The 18,255-nt window shown below is 65.0% G+C and carries 17 protein-coding genes; 7 read left to right on the top strand and 10 right to left on the bottom strand.

Annotated elements, in window-relative coordinates; translation table 11 throughout:
- Positions 1 to 5 precede the first annotated feature (5 nt).
- The 3 genes from ACVMB1_RS36065 to ACVMB1_RS36055 are packed head-to-tail and all read left to right on the top strand — an operon-like array spanning position 6 to position 2,695.
- Positions 6 to 812, top strand: coding sequence for an SURF1 family protein (locus tag ACVMB1_RS36065; RefSeq protein ID WP_076824829.1), 807 nt, complete (start codon positions 6 to 8; stop codon positions 810 to 812).
- Positions 784 to 2,169, top strand: coding sequence for an ATP-binding protein (locus ACVMB1_RS36060; protein ID WP_076824780.1), 1,386 nt, complete (start codon positions 784 to 786; stop codon positions 2,167 to 2,169). The genes ACVMB1_RS36065 and ACVMB1_RS36060 overlap by 29 nt, the downstream gene beginning before the upstream one ends.
- Complete coding sequence (locus ACVMB1_RS36055; protein WP_057015515.1) at positions 2,159 to 2,695, top strand: response regulator transcription factor; 537 nt, start codon at positions 2,159 to 2,161, stop codon at positions 2,693 to 2,695. Before ACVMB1_RS36060 ends, ACVMB1_RS36055 begins: the two co-directional genes overlap by 11 nt.
- 58 nt (positions 2,696 to 2,753) lie before the next feature.
- Here ACVMB1_RS36055 and ACVMB1_RS36050 read toward each other — a convergent pair whose 3' ends face one another.
- The gene (locus tag ACVMB1_RS36050) at positions 2,754 to 3,152 is read right to left on the bottom strand and encodes a nuclear transport factor 2 family protein (RefSeq protein ID WP_057015516.1); all 399 of its coding nucleotides are present in this window, start codon (positions 3,150 to 3,152) and stop codon (positions 2,754 to 2,756) included.
- Between the two features lie 194 nt (positions 3,153 to 3,346).
- On the opposite strand from ACVMB1_RS36050, the gene ACVMB1_RS36045 reads away from it, so the two are divergent.
- Positions 3,347 to 3,766, top strand: coding sequence for a hypothetical protein (locus ACVMB1_RS36045; RefSeq protein WP_057015517.1), 420 nt, complete (start codon positions 3,347 to 3,349; stop codon positions 3,764 to 3,766).
- Between the two features lie 335 nt (positions 3,767 to 4,101).
- Here ACVMB1_RS36045 and ACVMB1_RS36040 read toward each other — a convergent pair whose 3' ends face one another.
- The 6 genes from ACVMB1_RS36040 to ACVMB1_RS36015 all read right to left on the bottom strand — a co-directional run bounded on the left by ACVMB1_RS36040 (position 4,102) and on the right by ACVMB1_RS36015 (position 11,947).
- Positions 4,102 to 4,656 carry a hypothetical protein gene (locus tag ACVMB1_RS36040; RefSeq protein WP_141341017.1) on the bottom strand — a complete coding sequence of 185 codons (555 nt, stop codon included), beginning with the start codon at positions 4,654 to 4,656 and terminating at the stop codon, positions 4,102 to 4,104.
- 311 nt (positions 4,657 to 4,967) lie between these two features.
- Positions 4,968 to 5,774, bottom strand: coding sequence for a CarD family transcriptional regulator (locus tag ACVMB1_RS36035; protein ID WP_076824782.1), 807 nt, complete (start codon positions 5,772 to 5,774; stop codon positions 4,968 to 4,970).
- A gap of 411 nt (positions 5,775 to 6,185) precedes the next feature.
- Positions 6,186 to 6,524, bottom strand: coding sequence for a ferredoxin FdxA (gene fdxA / locus ACVMB1_RS36030; protein ID WP_057015519.1), 339 nt, complete (start codon positions 6,522 to 6,524; stop codon positions 6,186 to 6,188).
- A gap of 136 nt (positions 6,525 to 6,660) precedes the next feature.
- Complete coding sequence (locus ACVMB1_RS36025) at positions 6,661 to 6,945, bottom strand: RNA-binding S4 domain-containing protein (RefSeq protein ID WP_076824784.1); 285 nt, start codon at positions 6,943 to 6,945, stop codon at positions 6,661 to 6,663.
- Positions 6,946 to 6,975: 30 nt separating this feature from the next.
- Positions 6,976 to 10,488, bottom strand: a complete 3,513-nt coding sequence (locus ACVMB1_RS36020; RefSeq protein ID WP_076824786.1) for a helicase-related protein — start codon at positions 10,486 to 10,488, stop codon at positions 6,976 to 6,978.
- A gap of 628 nt (positions 10,489 to 11,116) precedes the next feature.
- On the bottom strand, positions 11,117 to 11,947 hold the full coding sequence (locus tag ACVMB1_RS36015; RefSeq protein ID WP_076824790.1) for a DUF3108 domain-containing protein: 831 nt from the start codon (positions 11,945 to 11,947) through the stop codon (positions 11,117 to 11,119).
- Positions 11,948 to 12,300: 353 nt separating this feature from the next.
- Between ACVMB1_RS36015 and rpmB the strand changes: the two genes are divergently transcribed.
- A complete protein-coding gene (gene rpmB / locus ACVMB1_RS36010; RefSeq protein ID WP_028341882.1) occupies positions 12,301 to 12,609 on the top strand; it encodes a 50S ribosomal protein L28 in 309 nt (102 codons plus the stop codon).
- A gap of 214 nt (positions 12,610 to 12,823) precedes the next feature.
- Here the strand turns inward: rpmB and ACVMB1_RS36005 are convergent, their stop codons facing one another.
- Entirely contained in the window at positions 12,824 to 13,105 is a 282-nt protein-coding gene (locus ACVMB1_RS36005) for a hypothetical protein (RefSeq protein WP_141341019.1), read from the bottom strand.
- A gap of 379 nt (positions 13,106 to 13,484) precedes the next feature.
- Between ACVMB1_RS36005 and ACVMB1_RS36000 the strand changes: the two genes are divergently transcribed.
- Entirely contained in the window at positions 13,485 to 13,712 is a 228-nt protein-coding gene (locus ACVMB1_RS36000; RefSeq protein ID WP_028336196.1) for a hypothetical protein, read from the top strand.
- 299 nt (positions 13,713 to 14,011) lie between these two features.
- Positions 14,012 to 15,217 carry an ABC transporter substrate-binding protein gene (locus ACVMB1_RS35995; protein WP_076824792.1) on the top strand — a complete coding sequence of 402 codons (1,206 nt, stop codon included), beginning with the start codon at positions 14,012 to 14,014 and terminating at the stop codon, positions 15,215 to 15,217.
- Between the two features lie 203 nt (positions 15,218 to 15,420).
- Here ACVMB1_RS35995 and ACVMB1_RS35990 read toward each other — a convergent pair whose 3' ends face one another.
- Together ACVMB1_RS35990 and ACVMB1_RS35985 are read right to left on the bottom strand one after the other, a co-directional pair.
- A complete protein-coding gene (locus tag ACVMB1_RS35990; protein WP_076824794.1) occupies positions 15,421 to 16,383 on the bottom strand; it encodes an alpha/beta hydrolase in 963 nt (320 codons plus the stop codon).
- Positions 16,384 to 16,412: 29 nt separating this feature from the next.
- Positions 16,413 to 18,188, bottom strand: a complete 1,776-nt coding sequence (locus ACVMB1_RS35985; RefSeq protein ID WP_076824796.1) for an NAD(P)-binding domain-containing protein — start codon at positions 18,186 to 18,188, stop codon at positions 16,413 to 16,415.
- Between the last annotated feature and the right edge of the window lie 67 nt (positions 18,189 to 18,255).

The following is an 18,255-nucleotide window of genomic DNA, read 5'->3' as shown; positions in this document are numbered from 1 at the left end:
CGCTGTTGCTGCTCACGCTCGGCATGCTGGGCGTGGTGCTGCTGAGCGCGCTCGGTATCTGGCAGATCGAACGCCGGACCTGGAAGCTGGCGCTGATCGAGCGGGTCGAGCAGCGCATGCATGCCGCGCCGGTCGCGCCGCCGCCCCCATCGTCATGGCCGGCGGTCACGGCCGCGAGCGATGAATACCGCCGCGTCACCCTACGCGGCACGTTCCTCAACGCCGACGAAACGCTGGTGCAGGCCGTCACGGCCGAAGGTCCCGGCTTCTGGGTACTGACCCCGCTGCAAGCCGCCGACGGAACCACCGTGCTGGTCAACCGCGGCTTTGTTCCCGCTGATAAGCGCGATCCCGCGACACGGCGCGATGGCGAGCCGCAGGGCGCCGTCAGCGTCACCGGACTGCTGCGGATGTCGGAGCCGAAGGGCGGCTTCCTGCGCAGCAACGATGCTTCGGCCGGCCGCTGGTATTCCCGCGACGTTGCCGCCATCGCCGCCGCGCACGGACTGTCGCATGTAGCCCCCTTCTTCATCGACGCCGATGCGACGCCAAATCCGGGCGGCTACCCAATCGGCGGGCTCACTATCGTGCGGTTTCCGAACAACCACCTGATTTACGCGCTGACATGGTTCGCACTGGCCCTTATGCTGGCGGGCGCGCTCCTGCGCGTCATCAGCGGCAGGAGCCGCGCCGGCGCCTCCGATCCAAGGTGGGGTTCACGGCGCGCCGCCGTGCGCCGCTTGATCGGCGCAGCCCGCAATCTGTCTCGCGACACAGGCCCAGATGCTCGAGCGCACATCGGATCTGCATGACGACAAGGCCGCGACCGGCGCGGCGGCAACGCCGTCCGCCGCGGGCGCGGCCGCCGGCATGCCGTTCGACCTCGCAGCGCCCGCCGACATCGCGACCAATCGCAAGAACATGGCCCTCCTGGTCCAGCTGCGCTGGATCGCCGTGATCGGCCAGATCGCCACCATCGGCTTCGTGCAGTTCTGGATGGGCGTCGCGCTGCCGCTGCTGCCCTTGGCGGCCGTGATCTCCGGGCTGGTGGCGCTCAATGTCGTCAGCCTGCTGTGGCTGCGCTACCGCGCCGACATCAACAACCGCGAGCTGCTGGTCGCGCTGGCGCTCGACGTCGCGGCGCTGACCGCCCTGCTCTATCTCAGCGGCGGCGCCACCAACCCGTTCACCTCGCTCTATCTGCTGCAGGTGACGCTTGGCGCGGTGCTGCTCGATGCGCCCTCGACCTGGTCGCTGGTGGCGCTGGTCTGCATGAACTTCGCCTGGCTGACCAGCTATTACCGGCCGCTGGAGCTGCCGCAGCAAGGCTTCGCCGATGCCTTCAACCTCTATATCGCCGGCACCTTCATCGGCCTCGTGCTCGACGCCGTGCTGCTCGTGGTGTTCATGACCCGGATCAACCGCAATCTGCGCGATCGCGACCTGCGCCTCGCGGCGCTGCGCCAGCACGCCGCCGAGCAGGATCACATCGTCCGGATCGGCCTCCTGGCCTCCGGCGCCGCGCATGAGCTCGGCACGCCGCTCGCCTCGCTCTCGGTCATCCTGGGCGACTGGCGCCGGATGCCCGCGCTCGCCTCCGACCCTGAAATGTCGCAGGACCTCGGCGAGATGGAGATCTCGGTGCAGCGCTGCAAGTCGATCGTGACGGGCATCCTGCTCTCGGCGGGCGAAGCCCGCGGCGAAGGCTCCTCGCCGACCACGGTCACGGCGTTCCTGACGGCATTGGTGGAGGAATGGCGGACGACGCGGCCGTCGGCCACGCTGTATTTCCGCAATGCCTGCGGCGCTGATCTCGCGATCGTATCCGACATCGCGCTCAAGCAGGCGATCTTCAACGTGCTCGACAACGCCGCCGAGGTGTCGCGCGACTGGATCGAGCTGACCGCCGAGCGCAATGCCGACACGCTGGTGCTGTCGGTGACCGATCGCGGCCCGGGCTTCTCGCGCGAGATGCTGGCGCATATCGGCAAGCCGTATCAATCGACCAAGGGCAGCCCCGGCAGCGGCCTCGGCCTGTTCCTCGTGGTCAACGTGGTGCGCAAGCTGGGCGGCGTGGTGACGGCGCGCAACCGGCCGGACATCGGCGCCGCGGTCAGGCTCGAGCTGCCGCTCTCGACGCTCGCGATCGGAGACCATCTTGACGGATGAACGCCAGCTCCTGATCGTCGAGGACGATGCGGGTTTCGCCCGCACGTTGAAGCGCTCGTTCGAGCGCCGCGGCTATGATGTGGCGGTGTCGGCCTCGCTCGACGAGGTCCGCCAGCTGCTCGAGCAGCAATCGCCCGGCTATGCGGTGGTCGACCTGAAGCTCGCCGGCGGTGCATCGGGCCTTGCCTGCGTCGAGGCGTTGCACACGCATGATCCTGAGATGCTGATCGTCGTGCTGACCGGCTTTGCCAGCATCGCGACGGCGGTCGAGGCGATCAAGCTCGGCGCCTGCCACTATCTGGCCAAGCCGTCAAACACCGACGACATCGAGGCCGCGTTCCTTAAAGCGCAGGGCAATGCCGCCATCGAGGTCGGTGCGCGGCCGACGTCGATCAAGACGCTGGAATGGGAGCGCATCCACCAGACCCTGATGGAGACCGACTTCAACATCTCGGAAGCCGCCCGCCGACTCGGCATGCACCGCCGGACATTGGCGCGCAAGCTCGAGAAGCAGCGGGTGAAGTAGGCGATAGAGGCGGATGACGCCGACGACATCCGCGCATGCGCGCCTGCCTCTTGCTTTGTCACGACATCGCGGCAACATCCGCCGCAGTGTCAATGTACTCCTGAAAGCGGACCGCCTTCCCGTCACGGTACTTGAAAACGTGGGCCCATTCGTTCGTTACAGTCTTGCCTGTTTTCTTTGCCCGCGCCGTGAGTGTACCCAGGACCACGACGGTGTCGCCCTGCTCAATCATCTCACGCGGCGCGAACTCGCTGAATTCCAGATTCTCGCCAACCTGGACGAAGAAGTTTGCAATCTGCTGCTTTCCCTTGAAGGTCCCGGCCCAAGGCAGTTTGTCCTGGGGACCCGGGGTTATCCACGTGCAGTCGTCATCGATCAGATCCCTCATGAGCGTCGGAATGTCACCACGTTGAAAGGCCTCATAACCCTTCCTGGTTGCCTCAACATTGGATGTCATCGAATTTCTCCTCGCTGCAAATTGATGGGGTCAGTTTAATGTCGATCAAATAACGGCAGGGCGGTCAGCATAGCACGCCGCGCTCCGGTTGCCGTCGTCATCCATGAAGCAAGACAAGACGATACTGGTCAGGATCGTTTACGTAGCTTCGAGCGTCATTGCGGCTCGCTTCGCTGCCAGTGTAGAGCGACGGCATGAGTAATGCCGACAAGCTCTTCCAACCCGACCCTGACAATGCCGACCATGCGGCCATGATCGCGGCGGCGATCCGCTGCATCGACGATTTCACCGACCGCTTCAACGCTCGCGATCTCGCCGGCATGGACGCGCTGCTGCACTTCCCGCACGTCATCCTATCCGGCGAGCAGCTCGTGATCTGGGATGGCCCGGGCCAGCTGCCGCCGTCGTTCTTCAACGATCTGGCGCGCACCACGGGATGGACGAAGAGCACCTATCAGCGCAAGGAGCCGGTGCTGGTCGGGCCGCGCAAGGTGCATCTGCTGGTCGAATACAGCCGCGACCGCGCCGACGGATCGATTGCCAGCCGTCACCGCAATCTATGGATCGTGACCTCCGAGAACCGCCGCTGGGGCATCAAGCAGCGCTCGTATTGAGCACGCGGCGCGGCAGCATCAACGGCGTAGCCGACGGGCTACCGCCGAGCCAGGAAGACCCCCAGCAAGAATGCAACGGCAAGCGATTGAAGCGGAGCCGCCCTGGTCGCTTCACTCAAGTGATGCAGCCACCGATCTTGTTGCGGCAAAGGTTCGAATACGCCGCGCTCAGCCATCTGACGGATCGCCTCTGACGCCTGCTCTATGCGTTGTTCAGGACTGGCAGTTGAAGCAATGGAGTTTTCGTTAGCCATCAGACGAACGGGCCTTCTGTATCAGCACTGACGTCCCTCGATTGCGGACTGTTCCTCGGCTCCTTCACTAAAGCGATGCGCTCAGTCATTCCTGAAGAAATTCGCGAACGGACGCGGCGGGGAGTCATCGTCTTCAGACGCCATGATCGGCACTTCGTGGCGTCGCGCCTGCTCCAAGAGCACCGGAGCTTCGCGGCGTTGCTCGCCTTGTTCGATGCGCCGCTGTTGACGCCTCGCCTGCTCGGTCGCGACGCGCTTCGCCTTGCGTTCGGCGTAGCGCTTACGCCGCTCCTTTTCTGCAATGTCAGATTTTCTCGTGTCCACCACGTCCGCCTGCTGCTCGACAGGCGCTTGTACGTCCTTGACCGGCTCCAGTGGCGGCTGCGGCGGTGAGGCTGCGTCTGGCGTGGCGGGCTCTCGTTGGGTGGCAGGCTGCGGTGGCTGCGCAGCTTCTGCCGTGGATGGCAGGATAACGCGCGCTGGTTCCGCGGGCGCTGGCGAAGAGACACGCGCGGGGGCGCCGGCAGAATCCTTAAGCGCCGAATTCGCCATGAACAGTCCACCACCGAACCCAGCGCCTAGGATAATAAAAGTTGTTCCAACGCCTGCGAAAAAAATGCCTGCCTTTGATGTCATGGTCCGCTCTCCTCACTGGCGAGCGAACGCGCGAAAGTTACCGGCGTTCCGTTTCGGGATAAGTCGGCAACGTGTGCCGCTGGTCCAAGAGTCCAGCGGCGCGGACAGTTTGGAATATCGATCTGCCCGGGCGAAGATCGCGGTCGAGGGGCTGCAACTTGCGGAGAGCCTGCACCCTCACCCGGATTGCATTTGCCATGCAATCCGACCTCTCCCACAAGGGGAGAGGTAAGCGTGCCCCACGGACACGCCGCCAAAGCAAAAAGCCCGGTCTTGCGACCGGGCTTTTGTTTTCAATCCGTCGAACCCTTTCAGGCGGCTTCGTCCTCGACGGCGGTATCGTCGCCATCGGTATCGGCATCCTCGCCGTCGGCATCACCCTCGCCTTCACCCTCGGCTTCTGCCTTGGCGCCGCGGCGCGGGCTCTTGGCGAGCTGGCCTTCGATCTCCTTGATCGCCTCGGTCTCGGTCGAGTGCTGCACGACCGCGATCTCGCGCGACAGGCGGTCGAGCGCCGCTTCATAGAGCTGGCGTTCGCTATAGGACTGCTCGGGCTGCGATTCCGAACGATAGAGGTCGCGGACCACCTCGGCGATCGCGACGATGTCGCCCGAGTTGATCTTCGCTTCGTATTCCTGGGCGCGGCGCGACCACATGGTGCGCTTGACGCGGGCACGGCCCTTCAGCGTCTCCAGCGCCTTCTTGACCAGCGCCGGCTCCGACAGCTTGCGCATGCCGACATTGGCGACCTTCGCCGTCGGGACGCGCAGCGTCATCTTGTCCTTCATGAAATTGATCACGAACAACTCGAGCTTGGCGCCCGCGATCTCCTGCTCCTCGATCGCCAGGATCTGGCCGACGCCGTGAGCGGGATAGACCACGAATTCATTGGCCTTGAAGCCCTGACGCTGCGTCACGACCTTCTTCGGCTCCTCGATGCGCGGCGCGGCGGCCGGCTTGGCGGCAGCCTTCGGAGCAGCGGCGGGGACGGCAGCCTTCGGGGCGGCCGGCTTCGGCGCAGCAGCCGTCTTGGTCGCGGCAGGCTTGGGGGCGGCCTTGGCAGCAGCGGGCTTCGCAGCTGCCGCTTTCGCGGCAGTCTTGGCAGTCTTTTCTGGCATCACGCTTCTTTTGTTCTTTGAGGACTTTGCAGCCGCCGCCTTCTTGGCCCCCTTCACGGACGCCTTGGCACGGCCCTTGGTTGCGCTGCGAGCAACGACAGCGGCTTTTTTCGTCGTCTTTGAAGCACTCTTTTTACGCGTTTTCTGTGACACAGCCTGCGCGCGGAAACTGCCACGCCCCTGTTCGAGTTTGCGGGAACCTCGAAGCCACAAGGTACGCATGGCAGGGGGTTCTTGGCCTGTAATGTGTCAGATATAGCACATTTTCCGCAAAAATCAATGGTTTACGCCCGATTCCGGGCATAACAGGGGCCGTTCAGGTCATATGTCCGTCATTAGGGTTAAATCGGCGGCCGAACGGAGGGCCGCGGCGGACCAGAGTCCGACCTTACCACGGTATTCCCTGGCGAATCAGTCGCCGCTGCCGGGATTCGGAGAAAAATATTTATCGAACTTGCCTTCCTTGCCTTCCCACTCCTTGGCGTCTTCCGGCGAGTCCTTCTTCTGGGTGATGTTCGGCCAGCTCTTGGCGTAGTCGCGGTTGACCTCGAGCCACTTTTCCAGGCCCGGCTCGGTGTCCGGCTTGATGGCGTCCGCCGGGCATTCCGGCTCGCACACGCCGCAATCGATGCATTCGTCGGGATGGATGACCAGCATGTTCTCGCCCTCGTAGAAGCAATCGACGGGGCAGACCTCGACGCAGTCGGTATATTTGCACTTGATGCAGGCTTCAGTGACGACGTAGGTCATCCAAAACTCCGGAACGATCGATTTTTCTGGGGTTGCGTAGCGCAGGAATACCGGGGCCGCAAGGGAAGCGGCCCTCGAAAAACGCCCGTATTCTCACGCTCCTGCCACCCAAATTGAGATAGCAAGCGCTAGATAACTACTCCTTACCGGCCTGCAAATTGCCAGCCTGCAAATCCTCGTACAGCACCCGCGCCGAGCTGGCATCGCCGCGCCGCTCGGCAAAGCCGATCACCTTGAGCACGCGGACGCTGTTGTCGAGCGCGACGGTGACGACGTCGCCCGCCTTCACCGCATGGCCCGGCGATTTCTCACGCGCGCCGTTGATCCGGACATGCCCCGATACGACGAGTTCAGCGGCACTGGTGCGGGCCTTCACCAGGCGCGCATGCCACAGCCATTTGTCGAGGCGCTGTCGATCCAAACTAGACCAAGCGTTAAACCAAGGGTTGGACTATTCCTTCCGGCCTGCGAGCTGCTCTTTCAGGGCAGCGAGCTTGGCGAATGGCGAATTCGGATCGATCGGCCGGTCGCGCTCGCGCGGCGCGCTCGAGGCGTAGGGCCGATGCGACGGGCCGCCCTCGCGCTTGTCGCGGCCGCCCTTGCCGAAATCGCGGCCGCCGCGGTCACGATCGCCGCGCTCGCCCTTGCGGTCGCCGCCAAACTTGTTGTCGCGGCGACGCTCATTGTCGCGATCGCGACCCTTGCCTTCGAAGCGTTCGCGGCGCTGGCCCTTGTCGTCCCTGTTGTCGCGGGCCTGCGCGCCCTCGGCGGGCGCCGCAGCCGGATCCGCGGGCGCGCCTGGACGCGGCGCGCGGAAATCCTGGTGACGGCGCGGACGGCGATGCTGTTCGCGCTTGCTGTCGCCCTCGCCGCCGCCTTCAGCGGCCTGCGCGCCCTCGGCGGGCTTGCCCTGGTGACGGCCGCGGTTGCGATCGTGGCCGCGATGATGCGGACGGCGCTCGTCGGAGCGGCCGCCGGGACGCCAGACTTCGACCAGCTGCGGCTCGGCCGGCGTCTCCGCGGCGGCGGCTTCAGCCGGTGCTGCCTCGGCACTCGCGGTCTCCGCGGCCGCCTCAGTGGCGGTCTCGGAGGGTGTCTCTGCAGTGGCTTCCACGGCAGGCGCGGGCTCGGATACTTCCGAAGCGGGCGCCTCAGCAGCGGGCTCTTCGGCGACCGCGGCGGGCTCCGCGGCAACTTCTGCCACGGGCTCGGGCTTGGTCTCGACGACGACCGGCGTAGCCTCGCTGGACACCACCTCGGCAAAGCCGACATCGGGCAGCAGCGCGGCCGACGGTGCGGGATCGCCCGACACCGGCTGATCCGGGGCAGCCTCGGGCGCTTCGGCCACAACCTCGGCGGTGGCACCGACCGGCGCATCCACGGCGGCCTCGACCGTCGGCGTCTCGGCGGCGACCGTCTCGGTGGTCCCGGCCACGGTCTCCGTGGTCTCGGCGACGGCCTCGGTGGCCTCGGCCGGCGCGGCCTCGACGGGCTTCGGCAGCAGCGGCGGACGGCGGTCCATGCGGTAGCCGAGCGCGCGCAGGATCGAGGCAAAATCCTCGCCTGCGGAGCCGGTCAGCGAGGTCATCGCCTGCGTCACGACAAAGCCGCGGCCGTCGAACGCACCCGCAGGCTTCTCGCCCGGCGAGGTCTCGCGCCAGGCCAAAGCGGGGCGGATCAGGTCGGCGAGCCGCTCCAGGATGTCGACGCGCACCGCGCGCTCGCCGCACTGGCGATAGCCGAGTACGCGATAGGCATCGCGCGGCAACGCCTTGTCGACCGGGAACGAGGTGCGGCCGCTGGAGGCGAGATGCTGCACATTCGACAATGCCGCCATGTCGGCATTGCTCTGCTTCTCGGCCCACAGCAGCGAGGCCAGCGAGCGCGCCGCGGGCTTCAAGAGCTGCGGGAAATAGATGTGGTAGGCGCCGAACCGCACGCCGTATTTGCGCAGGGCCGCGCGCGAGGGCTGGTCGAGATCCTTCATCTCGGCCGCGATCTTCGCGCGTTCGAGCACGCCGAGCGCCTCGACCAGCTGGAAGGCGATGCCGCGGGCGATACCCTGCAGGTCCTCGGCCTTGGACAGTTCGAACAGCGGCCCGAGCAGCTTTTCAATATGCGTCTTGAGCCAGAGGTCGAGCCGGGTCTGCACCGCTTCGCGCGAGGCGCCGGTCAGCCGCTCGTCGGAGATGATGCGCAGCCGCGGATGCAGCGCGTCCTCGGCGGCCACCAGCTTGGCGACCGCATCGCCGGTCCAGCGGATGGTGCCGTCGGAGGTCAGCACGAACTGCTCGTCGGGGGCGGCGCCCAGCTTCTCGGCGCGCGCATCGATCTCGCGCGCCAGCACCTGCTGGGCGGCGGCTTGCAGCGCCTTGGCGTCGCTGCCGGCCTCGGCCGCATCAGGTGCGAAGGTGAAACCATCGAGCCGGCCGATCACGTGGCCTTCCACGATCACTTCACCGGTCTTGCCAATTTCCGTATTCAAAACTGAGTTCTCCCGCAGGCGGCGCATCAATACACTGGTCCGCCTGTCAACGAAACGCTCCGTGAGCCGTTCATGCAGCGCATCGGATAATTTATTTTCGAGCTCGCGCGTGATCCCCTGCCAGTGGTCCGGGTCGTAGAGCCAGTCCGGCCGGTTGGCAACAAAGGTCCAGGTCCTGATCTGCGCGATCCGGCCCGATAGCGTGTCGATATCGCCGTCGGTCCGGTTGGCCTGGTCGACCTGGGCGGCAAACCATGCGTCAGGGATACGCCCCTTTTGCATCAGGAAGCCATACAGCGTGGTCACGAGTTCGGCATGGGCGGCCGGCGACAGCTTCCGGTAGTCCGGAACCTGGCAGGCCTCCCACAGCCGCTCCACCGCGGCCGCCCCATGCGCGAGATTGCGCACCTCGGCGTCGCGCGCAACATGCTCGAGCACGCGCAGGTCCTCGGCCACCGGGGCCCGCGTCAGTGCCTCATGATTGGGCGACAGCGCCAGCGACACCTGCAACGCGCCGAGCGAGGCGAAGTCCAACTTCGCGTTGCGCCATTGCAGCACCTTGACGGCATCGAAGGTGTGGTTCTGCAGCGCGTTGACGAGCTCCGGCTCGAACGGCGCGCAGCGGCCGGTGGTGCCGAAGGTGCCGTTGCGCGTCGCGCGGCCGGCGCGGCCCGCGATCTGCGCGAATTCGGCCGGCGTCAGGCGGCGGAACTGGTAGCCGTCATACTTGCGGTCGGAAGCGAAGGCGACGTGATCGACGTCGAGATTGAGCCCCATGCCGACCGCGTCGGTGGCGACGAGATAATCGACGTCGCCGTTCTGGAACATCGCGACCTGGGCATTGCGCGTGCGTGGTGAGAGCGAGCCCAGCACCACGGCCGCGCCGCCATGCTGGCGGCGGATCAATTCGGCGATCGCGTAGACTTCGTCGGCGGAGAACGCGACGATTGCCGTTCTGCGCGGCTGCCGCGTGATCTTGCGGTCGCCGGCGAATTCGAGCTGCGACAAACGGGGCCGCGTGACGATGGAAGCGCCCGGCAGCAGCCGCTCGATCATCGGCCGCATTGTCGCAGCGCCCAGCAGCAGCGTCTCGTCGCGGCCGCGGCGATTGAGGATGCGATCGGTGAACACATGCCCACGCTCGAGATCGGCTGCGATCTGGATCTCGTCGACCGCGAGGAACGAGACATCGAGATCGCGCGGCATCGCTTCCACGGTCGAGACCCAGAAGCGCGGCGCCTTCGGCTTGATCTTCTCCTCGCCGGTGACCAGCGCGACGTTGTCGACGCCGGCGCGATCGACGATCTTGTTGTAGACCTCGCGCGCCAGCAGCCGCAGCGGCAGCCCGATCAGGCCCGACGAATGCGCCAGCATGCGCTCGATGGCCAGATGCGTCTTGCCGGTGTTGGTCGGCCCGAGCACCGCGGTGACGCCTGCACCGGGCACGCGGTCATTTCCGAACGAAGTTGAGAAAACCATATTTTGCAGGTGTTTCTTGAATTGTTGGGGCGCTCTCTGATCCGTCATCCCCGGTACGACGGCAAATTCGCCGTTGTACCTATGAGCAGCGCGTCAGCGCGTCTCGAAGGATGCACGGCCGAGATCGACCCGTTTGCGGCGATCTTGATGAGACAGCAGGGCCGTCGCCCTTCGAGAGGGCCGCTGCACGGCCTCCTCAGGGTGACGGTGAGGGATTGACGCTCTGGTCTTCACTCCTTCACGCGTCCTTTTCACAAAATCTGTCTCACAATGCGACGCTTTCCGCGCCTACCTTAAGCTCTGGAACGACTCTAGAACGAATCGCGGCCGAATCGCTGACTCGATTCCGGGCTCGAAACGTTCACCGCAACATCTCGGGCAGGCTGACGGCGGCGGCACTAGATCAAGTTTGAAGGGGCTCCACAAGCACAGGATATGCGGACTGAATTCCTTAAGTTCCAGGGGTGGCCGAGTCGAATCAGAAGCGGACAAGAGTCAACTGGATTCCGGTGACATTTGTTGTTGGTCCGCGCCTACCTCTGTCTGTCATTCCGGGGCGCGCGTAGCACGAACCCGGAATCTCGAGATTCCGGGTCGCGCTACGCGCGCCCCGGAATGACGGTGCGACTTACTGCGTCTTCGCCACGCGCGGCGGCGCGGCTGTGGTGACGAACGAGGTGGCTTCCAGCATGGCCTGGCCGAGCGGGGTCGGGATCGTCATGCGGAACGGCACCAGCAGGCGGGTGCCGGCGATCGGCACGAAGGCGATCTCGATGTTGCGCTGGGCGGCGAGATATTTGATCACCGGGCGATCCGGGATGTAGCCCGAGATCGGCACGAAATAGAGCGCGCAGACCAGCGCCGGGCCATGATAGCCGCGCTCGGCCTTGACGATCTCGACCCGCTTGAAATCGAGCTTGAGGTCGTAGCGCATGCGGCCGTCGAAGATGCCGGCGCCGCTGCGGCAGATATCCGGGCTCATCAATTCGGCATTGCCGGGCGCGCGCAGGAACGAGCCGGTCATCGGATCGAACACGTTCTTCTTCTGCGCATCGGTCACCGGCAGGCGGTCGGGATCGACCGGCGGCTCCGGCTCGATCGCGGATTCCTTGATGCCGCCATTGGCCAGCACCATCCGGATCGTCTCCGACTTCTTCGAGGTGGTGGTGGTCGCGGTGTAGGAGGTGGCGGCCAGCGCGCCGTTGACGACGCGGCCCTGCGAGGCGCCCGCGCCAGAGCCGCCGGAAAACGCTTTCAGAAGGCCCGCGGTGCCGCCCTGGGCCGAGGCCGAGAAGCTGTCGTCGCCGACTTCGATGGTCCAGCTGCCCTTGCCGACCGGGATACCGGCCAGGGTCGCCTCATACTGGGCGTCGAGCCGCCCCTGCGCGCTGGCGCGCTCGGCGCAGAACAGCAGCAATGCGCCCGCGCACAGGCCGAGCAGCCGGCCGAGCGGGGGCAAAATGGCAATGGCGGTGGTCACTTAACCTACCTGACGTCCTGCTATCGGCGCTCTATCCATTGTCCATTTCGGCGTTCAATTCGGCCGGACAACAAGGCGCATCTTGTATGGAACCTAGACTTGCAGCCGAATACGCCCTTTATATGGTTGCCATATCCGCCGTTAAGTGGCTGGAAGACCTTATGAACCGGCAATTCCGGTGCCCCGCATGCGGCGATATAATCTTGACGCCCGGGTATTCTCCCCCTATACACCCGCGGTTCCTGGAAAATGGACGCGAATTCAAAACCCCCGCGCGGGCCGTGTGATTGCACGCCCTTCGAGCGGCGGGGATGCAATAAGGATTTTGTAAGATGTCCCGGCGCTGCGAACTGACGGCCAAGGGCCCCCAGACGGGCCACAAGGTGAGCCACTCGAACATCAAGACCAAGCGGCGCTTCCTGCCGAACCTGGCCAACATCACCTTCATCTCCGAAGCGCTCGGCCGCAACGTGCGCCTGCGCGTCTCGACCAACGCGCTGAAGAGCGTCGACCACAATGGCGGCCTCGACGCCTATCTGCTCAAGGCCAAGGCCGACGTGCTCTCGCCCCGCGCCCTCGACCTGAAGCGCGCGATCGAGAAGAAGGTCGGCAAGCCGGCACCGGTGAAGAAGGCGAGCTGAGCGAGACTGCGGGAGCGGAATTCGCGGGAAGAGAGATTTGAACGGCCGGGTCGGATGACCCGGCCGTTTTTGCTTGGCCAACAAACTGGCTACCGAGATGGTCGCTCTGGTTGCATGCGTCGCACATTCATGCGTGAACGCTGGACCAATTTCGGAAGGGGACACGCGGGCTCTCGTGTCAAGCGACGCATCAGTGCATTTCGTCGACTTGGTATCAAAGCAATAGAATTGAAATGAGACCGCGATCGAGGCCCGACGGCGAAGTGGAATCTTCTTTGCGCAATGACGACCGAAGTAAAATCATCCATTGCTCTGCGTAAGGAGAGATGGATTGCTTCGTCGCTTCGCCAAGGCTTCGGCGGACAAGTCGTCGCTTCGCTTCTCGCAATGACGGCGTCACCATGGGTTGCGACAGTTCGCTGACAGCTGCTGCCAATGACAGCGGTGTCATCTCCTCCATCACGCGCACATCACACGAATCTTCTGCTTGATCCATCGAGAGCGCGTGAAGAAACGCTTAACGCGCGCGCCCCGACCCACAAAGAAAGCCTATAAATAAAGGCAAAAGCGGCTTCTCGCGTGGGCTTGTCGCGCCGCAGCCTTGGCGAAGGCGGACGTTAATCACAACCTCACGCGATCAATCACGAGCGCATGAGGCGCATGCAAAACGCCACGATCTCTTCCAGATATTAGTGTGCAAACAAGCCGTCCGACACGAATGCGATTCGACGCGGTACGCCGCATCGTCTCGAAGACCGTGAGAGACATCACGGCCAGCACAACTGATTGTGAGGCATGTGCGCCGCACTCTTGGGAAGAAGCCTGGCCGTTCCTATGTCACGTCCAAAGAACGACCCCGATAAAGGAATTGCTCGATGCAAGTTCGCGCAGCCGATCCGCGCGGAAGACTGGTGCCTGCGATTGCAACCGCCGCCGTGGCGGTGCTCGCCACGGCCGCCCTCGTCATCCTCGAATTCAACCCGCCCCGCAATGTGCAGGCCGCGGCCGAGCCCGGCATGATCACCTCTGCCGCCGCCAGCAGAGCCGGCGCCACCGTGCTGCCGACCGATCCGGTCACGACCGGCAGCGTGCGGGTGCGCTGAGGCGCGACTCTCTCATCATCGTCGTCCCGGCCGAGTGCGCAATTGCGCACGGGGGCCAGGACCCATTATCACTAAAGTTTGCCGTTACGCGGAATGTTGCCCCAGCGTCGCTCCAAATAAGCAGTTGGGGTAATGGGTCCGGGCCTTCGCCGCGACGACGCAGGTGGTTACACCGTGCCGCTATAGCACCAGCCGCATTTTCGCATCCCTGCCCCGGCGTCTCACCACAAGCCCAACGTGCGGCCGCTCACGTAAGCTCTCCCTCGCGAACAAAACAAAAAGCCACAGGGAGGCTCACGATGATCTGGAAGGCCGTCACGGCAGCCGTCGCGCTTGCGCTCGCGACGCAGGTACACGCCGCCGAGAAGAAATATGGCACGGGCGCCAGCGACACCGAGATCAAGCTCGGACAGACCTCGCCATTCTCCGGCGCGGCATCGGCCTACAGCGTGATCGCGAAGACGCAGGCCGCCTACTTCAGGATGATCAACGACCAGGGCGGCGTGAACGGGCGCAAGATCAACCTGATCACGCTCGACGACGGCTACTCGCCGCCGAAGACGGTGGAGCAGACCCGCAAGCTCGTCGAGCAGGAGGAGGTCGCCGCGATCCTCAATCCGCTGGGCACGCCGACCGGCCTGGCCGTGCGCAAATATCTCAACGACAAGAAGGTGCCGCAGCTGTTCGTCGGCGCCGGCGCCACGTTGTGGGGCGACTACGCGCATTATCCGTGGACGATCGGCTTCCAGCCGTCGTACCAGGCCGAGACCGCGGTCTACGCCAAGTATGTCCTGACCAACAAGCCGGACGCCAAGATCGCGCTGTTCTACCAGAACGACGACGCCGGCAAGGACTACGGCAACGGCTTCAAGAAGGGGCTCGGGCCGGAGAACACCGCGAAGATGGTGGTGGCGGAAACGACCTATGAATCGACCGATCCGACGGTCGACAGCCAGATCGTGAAGCTGAAATCATCCGGCGCCAACGTGCTGTTCATGCACGCGATCCCCAAGCAGGCGGCGCAGGCGATCAAGAAGATCGGCGAGATCGGCTGGAAGCCCGACCTGTTCTTCCTCGCGGCGACCTCGACCTCGGTGTCCTCGGTGCTGAAGCCGGCCGGCTTCGAATATTCCAGGGACATCATCTCGTCCTACTCGCTGAAGGATCCGAACGATCCGCAGTGGAAGTCGGATCCGGACGTGATCGCGTGGCAGGACTTCATGAAGAAGTATTTTCCGGACGGCAATCTGCAGGACCAGCTGATCGTCTACGGCTATGTGGTGGCGGAGGCGACGGTGCAGGTGCTGAAGCAGTGCGGCGACGACCTCACCCATGAGAACATCATGAAGCAGGCCGCCAATCTCGACGTCGCGCTGCCGATGTTCCTGCCCGGCATCAAGGTGAAGACCTCGCCGACCGACTACTTCCCGGTCGAAGCGATGCGGCTGCAGAAGTTCAACGGCGAGACCTGGCAGTTGTTCGGCGACACGATCGGGAATGATTGAGGGGTTGTTGAACGCAAATCCATCCACGTCGTCGTCCCGGCGAAGGCCGGGACCCATTACCCCGACTGGATGGAGTGGCACGACGTTGGGGCCGCAGCCCGCCGCAACAACAGGCTGCGGTGGTTATGGGTCCCGGCTCGCGCTTCGCTTGGCCGGGACGACGGGAGGTTAGACCGCCCTACAAAGGCCGGGACGACGGGAGCTTAGACGCCCCGCTCCAGCAACGCCCGAAAATCCGCCCGCGCGCGCTGCGCCTCGGCGCGTGCGGCCTCCGACGCGTCGCCGAGACCAAAATAGCCGTGAATCAGCCCCTCGCCGGAATGATAGGTCACCGGCACGCCGGCCGCCTGCAACGCCTCGGCGTAGGCATGGCCCTCGTCGCGCAGCGGGTCGAACCAGGCTGTGGTGACCACCGCCGGTGCCACACCCGCAAGGCTCTTCGCGCGCAGCGGCGAGACGCGCCAGTCGGCGCCCTCAGCCTTGTCGGCGAGATAGTGCCCGCAGAACCACTGCATCGTCGCCCGCGTCAGGAAGTAGCCGTCCGCATTCTCGGCGCGTGACGGAAACTTGGCGTTCTCGGCCGCGTCGGCAAAATTGCCGACCACGTCGGTGACGGGATAGACCAACAATTGCCCGGCGAGCCTGATCCCGGCGTCGCGGCAGGCCAGCGCGGTGGCGGCGGCGAGATTGCCGCCGGCGGAATCGCCGGCGACGCCGACGCGGGCGAGATCGCCGCCGAATTCATCGATCCGCGCGACCACGTCGCGGATCGCGGCGAACGCATCCTCGAACGCGCCGGGAAAGCGGGTTTCCGGCGGGCGGCGGTAATCGACCGAGATCACGACAGCGCCGGTGTCGATCACGAGGTTGCGGGCCTGGCGATCATGCGTCTCAAGATCGCCGGCGACCCAGCCGCCGCCGTGGAAGAAGATCACGGTCGGCGCCGTGCCGCGGCCGTTGCGATAGAGCCGCGCGCCGAGCTTGCCGGCGGCGCCAGCGACCTCGATATCGCGTGCCACGTCGACCGGCGGCGGCGGCACCGCCTTGCGCGCTTCCGCCAACGCCCGGAGCGAATCGCGACAGCTCTGCGGCGTCATGGTTTCGGGATCGCGCAGCGGCAGCAGCGGGATGATCTTCTCAATGACGGGATCGAGCGGAAGCGGCATGGGAGTCCTTCAGTGCGAGTGCGCGGAGTTCAGGTGAGTTGCTTGGAAAGCGTGCCGGCCTCGATCGCTGCGATCTGCAGCGCGATGAAGCGGCTGTAGATGCGGGCCTGCGAGAACGCGCCGCCGGCGAACCAAAGGCCGGGCTGCGGCGTGCGTGTCCACATGTTGCGCAGCTCTTGCGTCGCATCGTCAAAGCCCCAGACCCGGCCGACGCGCTCGGCGACGTCCTCGCCGAACAATCTGCCGACCAGATGGTCCGGGCCCTTGTAGCCGGTAGCGAGCACGAACAGCTCGGCGCCGAGCGATGTGCCGTCCTTCAGCGCAAGACCGGTGGCGGTGATATCAGCGATGTCGGCGGCCTGGATCAGGCGAATCTTGCCGTCGGCGATCAGCTCGGAGCAGCCGACATTGAAGTAATAGCCGCCGCCGCGGGAGCGGAACTTCAGCGGCCAGCCGGTGCCGTCCTCGCCGAACTCGAGCTGGAAGCCGGCGCGCTCCAGCCGCGACAGCAACGACGCATCGAGCCGCTTGACCTCGTCGGTGATGATCCTGTGCGCGATCTTCATCACCGGCAGCGGCACGCCGGAATTGAGGATGTCGCGCACCTCGATCGCCGGTCCGTCGCCGAGATAGGTCTTGTCGTAGAGCTGCGCGGGCTCGACATTGACTACCATGGTCGGGCTGCGCTGCACCATGGTGACGTCGGCGCCGGCGGCGTGCAGCTCCTGGCAGATGTCATGCGCGCTGGTGCCGGTGCCAAACACGACGACCGAACGCCCCGCCCATTCGCGCCCGGCCGCGAAGGCGCTGGAGTGCAGCACCTTCCCCTCGAAATTCCCGATGCCGTCGATCCTGGGAATGTTCGGCGTGCCGCTGACGCTGGTCGCGAGCACGATGTGCTTCGGATGCAGCGTGCGCGGGCCGCTGGTCCCTTGCAGCGTCACGGTCCAGCGCTGCGTCGTATCGTCATAGCGCGCGCCCTCGAACGAGGTCTCGGTCCAGAAGTCGAGCTCCATGATGTCGACATAGCTCTCCAGCCAGTTCGCGATCTTGTCCTTCGGGATGTAGTCCGGAAAGCTCGGCGGGAACGGGAGGTAGCGAAACAGATTGACCGGCGTCTTGTTGTGCAGCTTGAGCCCGCGATAGCGCAGCCGCCAATTGTCGCCGATGCGCCGCTCGCGATCGACGATCAGGGCATCGAGCCCGATCCGCTTGCACTCGACCGCGGCCGCGATGCCGGCATGGCCGCCGCCGACGATCAGCACATCGGGCTCGCGGTCGGCATAGGCGCGCGAGGCCTGCCGCTGCTCCAGCCAGTCGGGTGCGGCGAAATCGCGCGCATGGGATTGCTCGGCGGCGCCATCGGCGCGCGCCTCGCAGATGCGGTTGAAGTCGAGCATCGTGGAGAACGTCCACGCCACGGAATTTCCGCCCCTCTCATGCAGCAGGCGGACCGCACCGGTGCCGGGACCATTCGACGTGTCGAAGGTGAAGACCGCCTCGATCGTCTCGCGTCCGGCCACCACGGCCCGCCGCGGTATCAAGGCACGGTCATCGAGACGAAATCCGCTCGCGCCGACCGCTTCAGCGCGCGTCAGCAGTTCGGCAACGACGCGCTGCCGCCCGCTGAAGGTCGCAAATTGCCAGGAGATGCCGAAGATATTGCGCCAGTGGCTCTCCGGCGCAAGCAATGCGGATAGAGCCTCCATGGAGCGGCTCGCGAGCGCCGCATCCAGCGCGCCGATCCATCGCTCGGCGGCAAGTTCAGGCGCATCCTCCGTAGCCGGGTTCAGTTTGTCCAGCATGATCGTGCTTTCTCGGGAGCAGTTGCCGTCTATCTGACAACATGCTCCCGAAAAGCACAACCATCAT

The sequence above is a fragment of the Bradyrhizobium sp. USDA 4504 genome (assembly GCF_054063995.1).
Note: the sequence above shows the minus strand (reverse complement) of the source record. Positions and strands in the feature narration are given on the sequence as shown.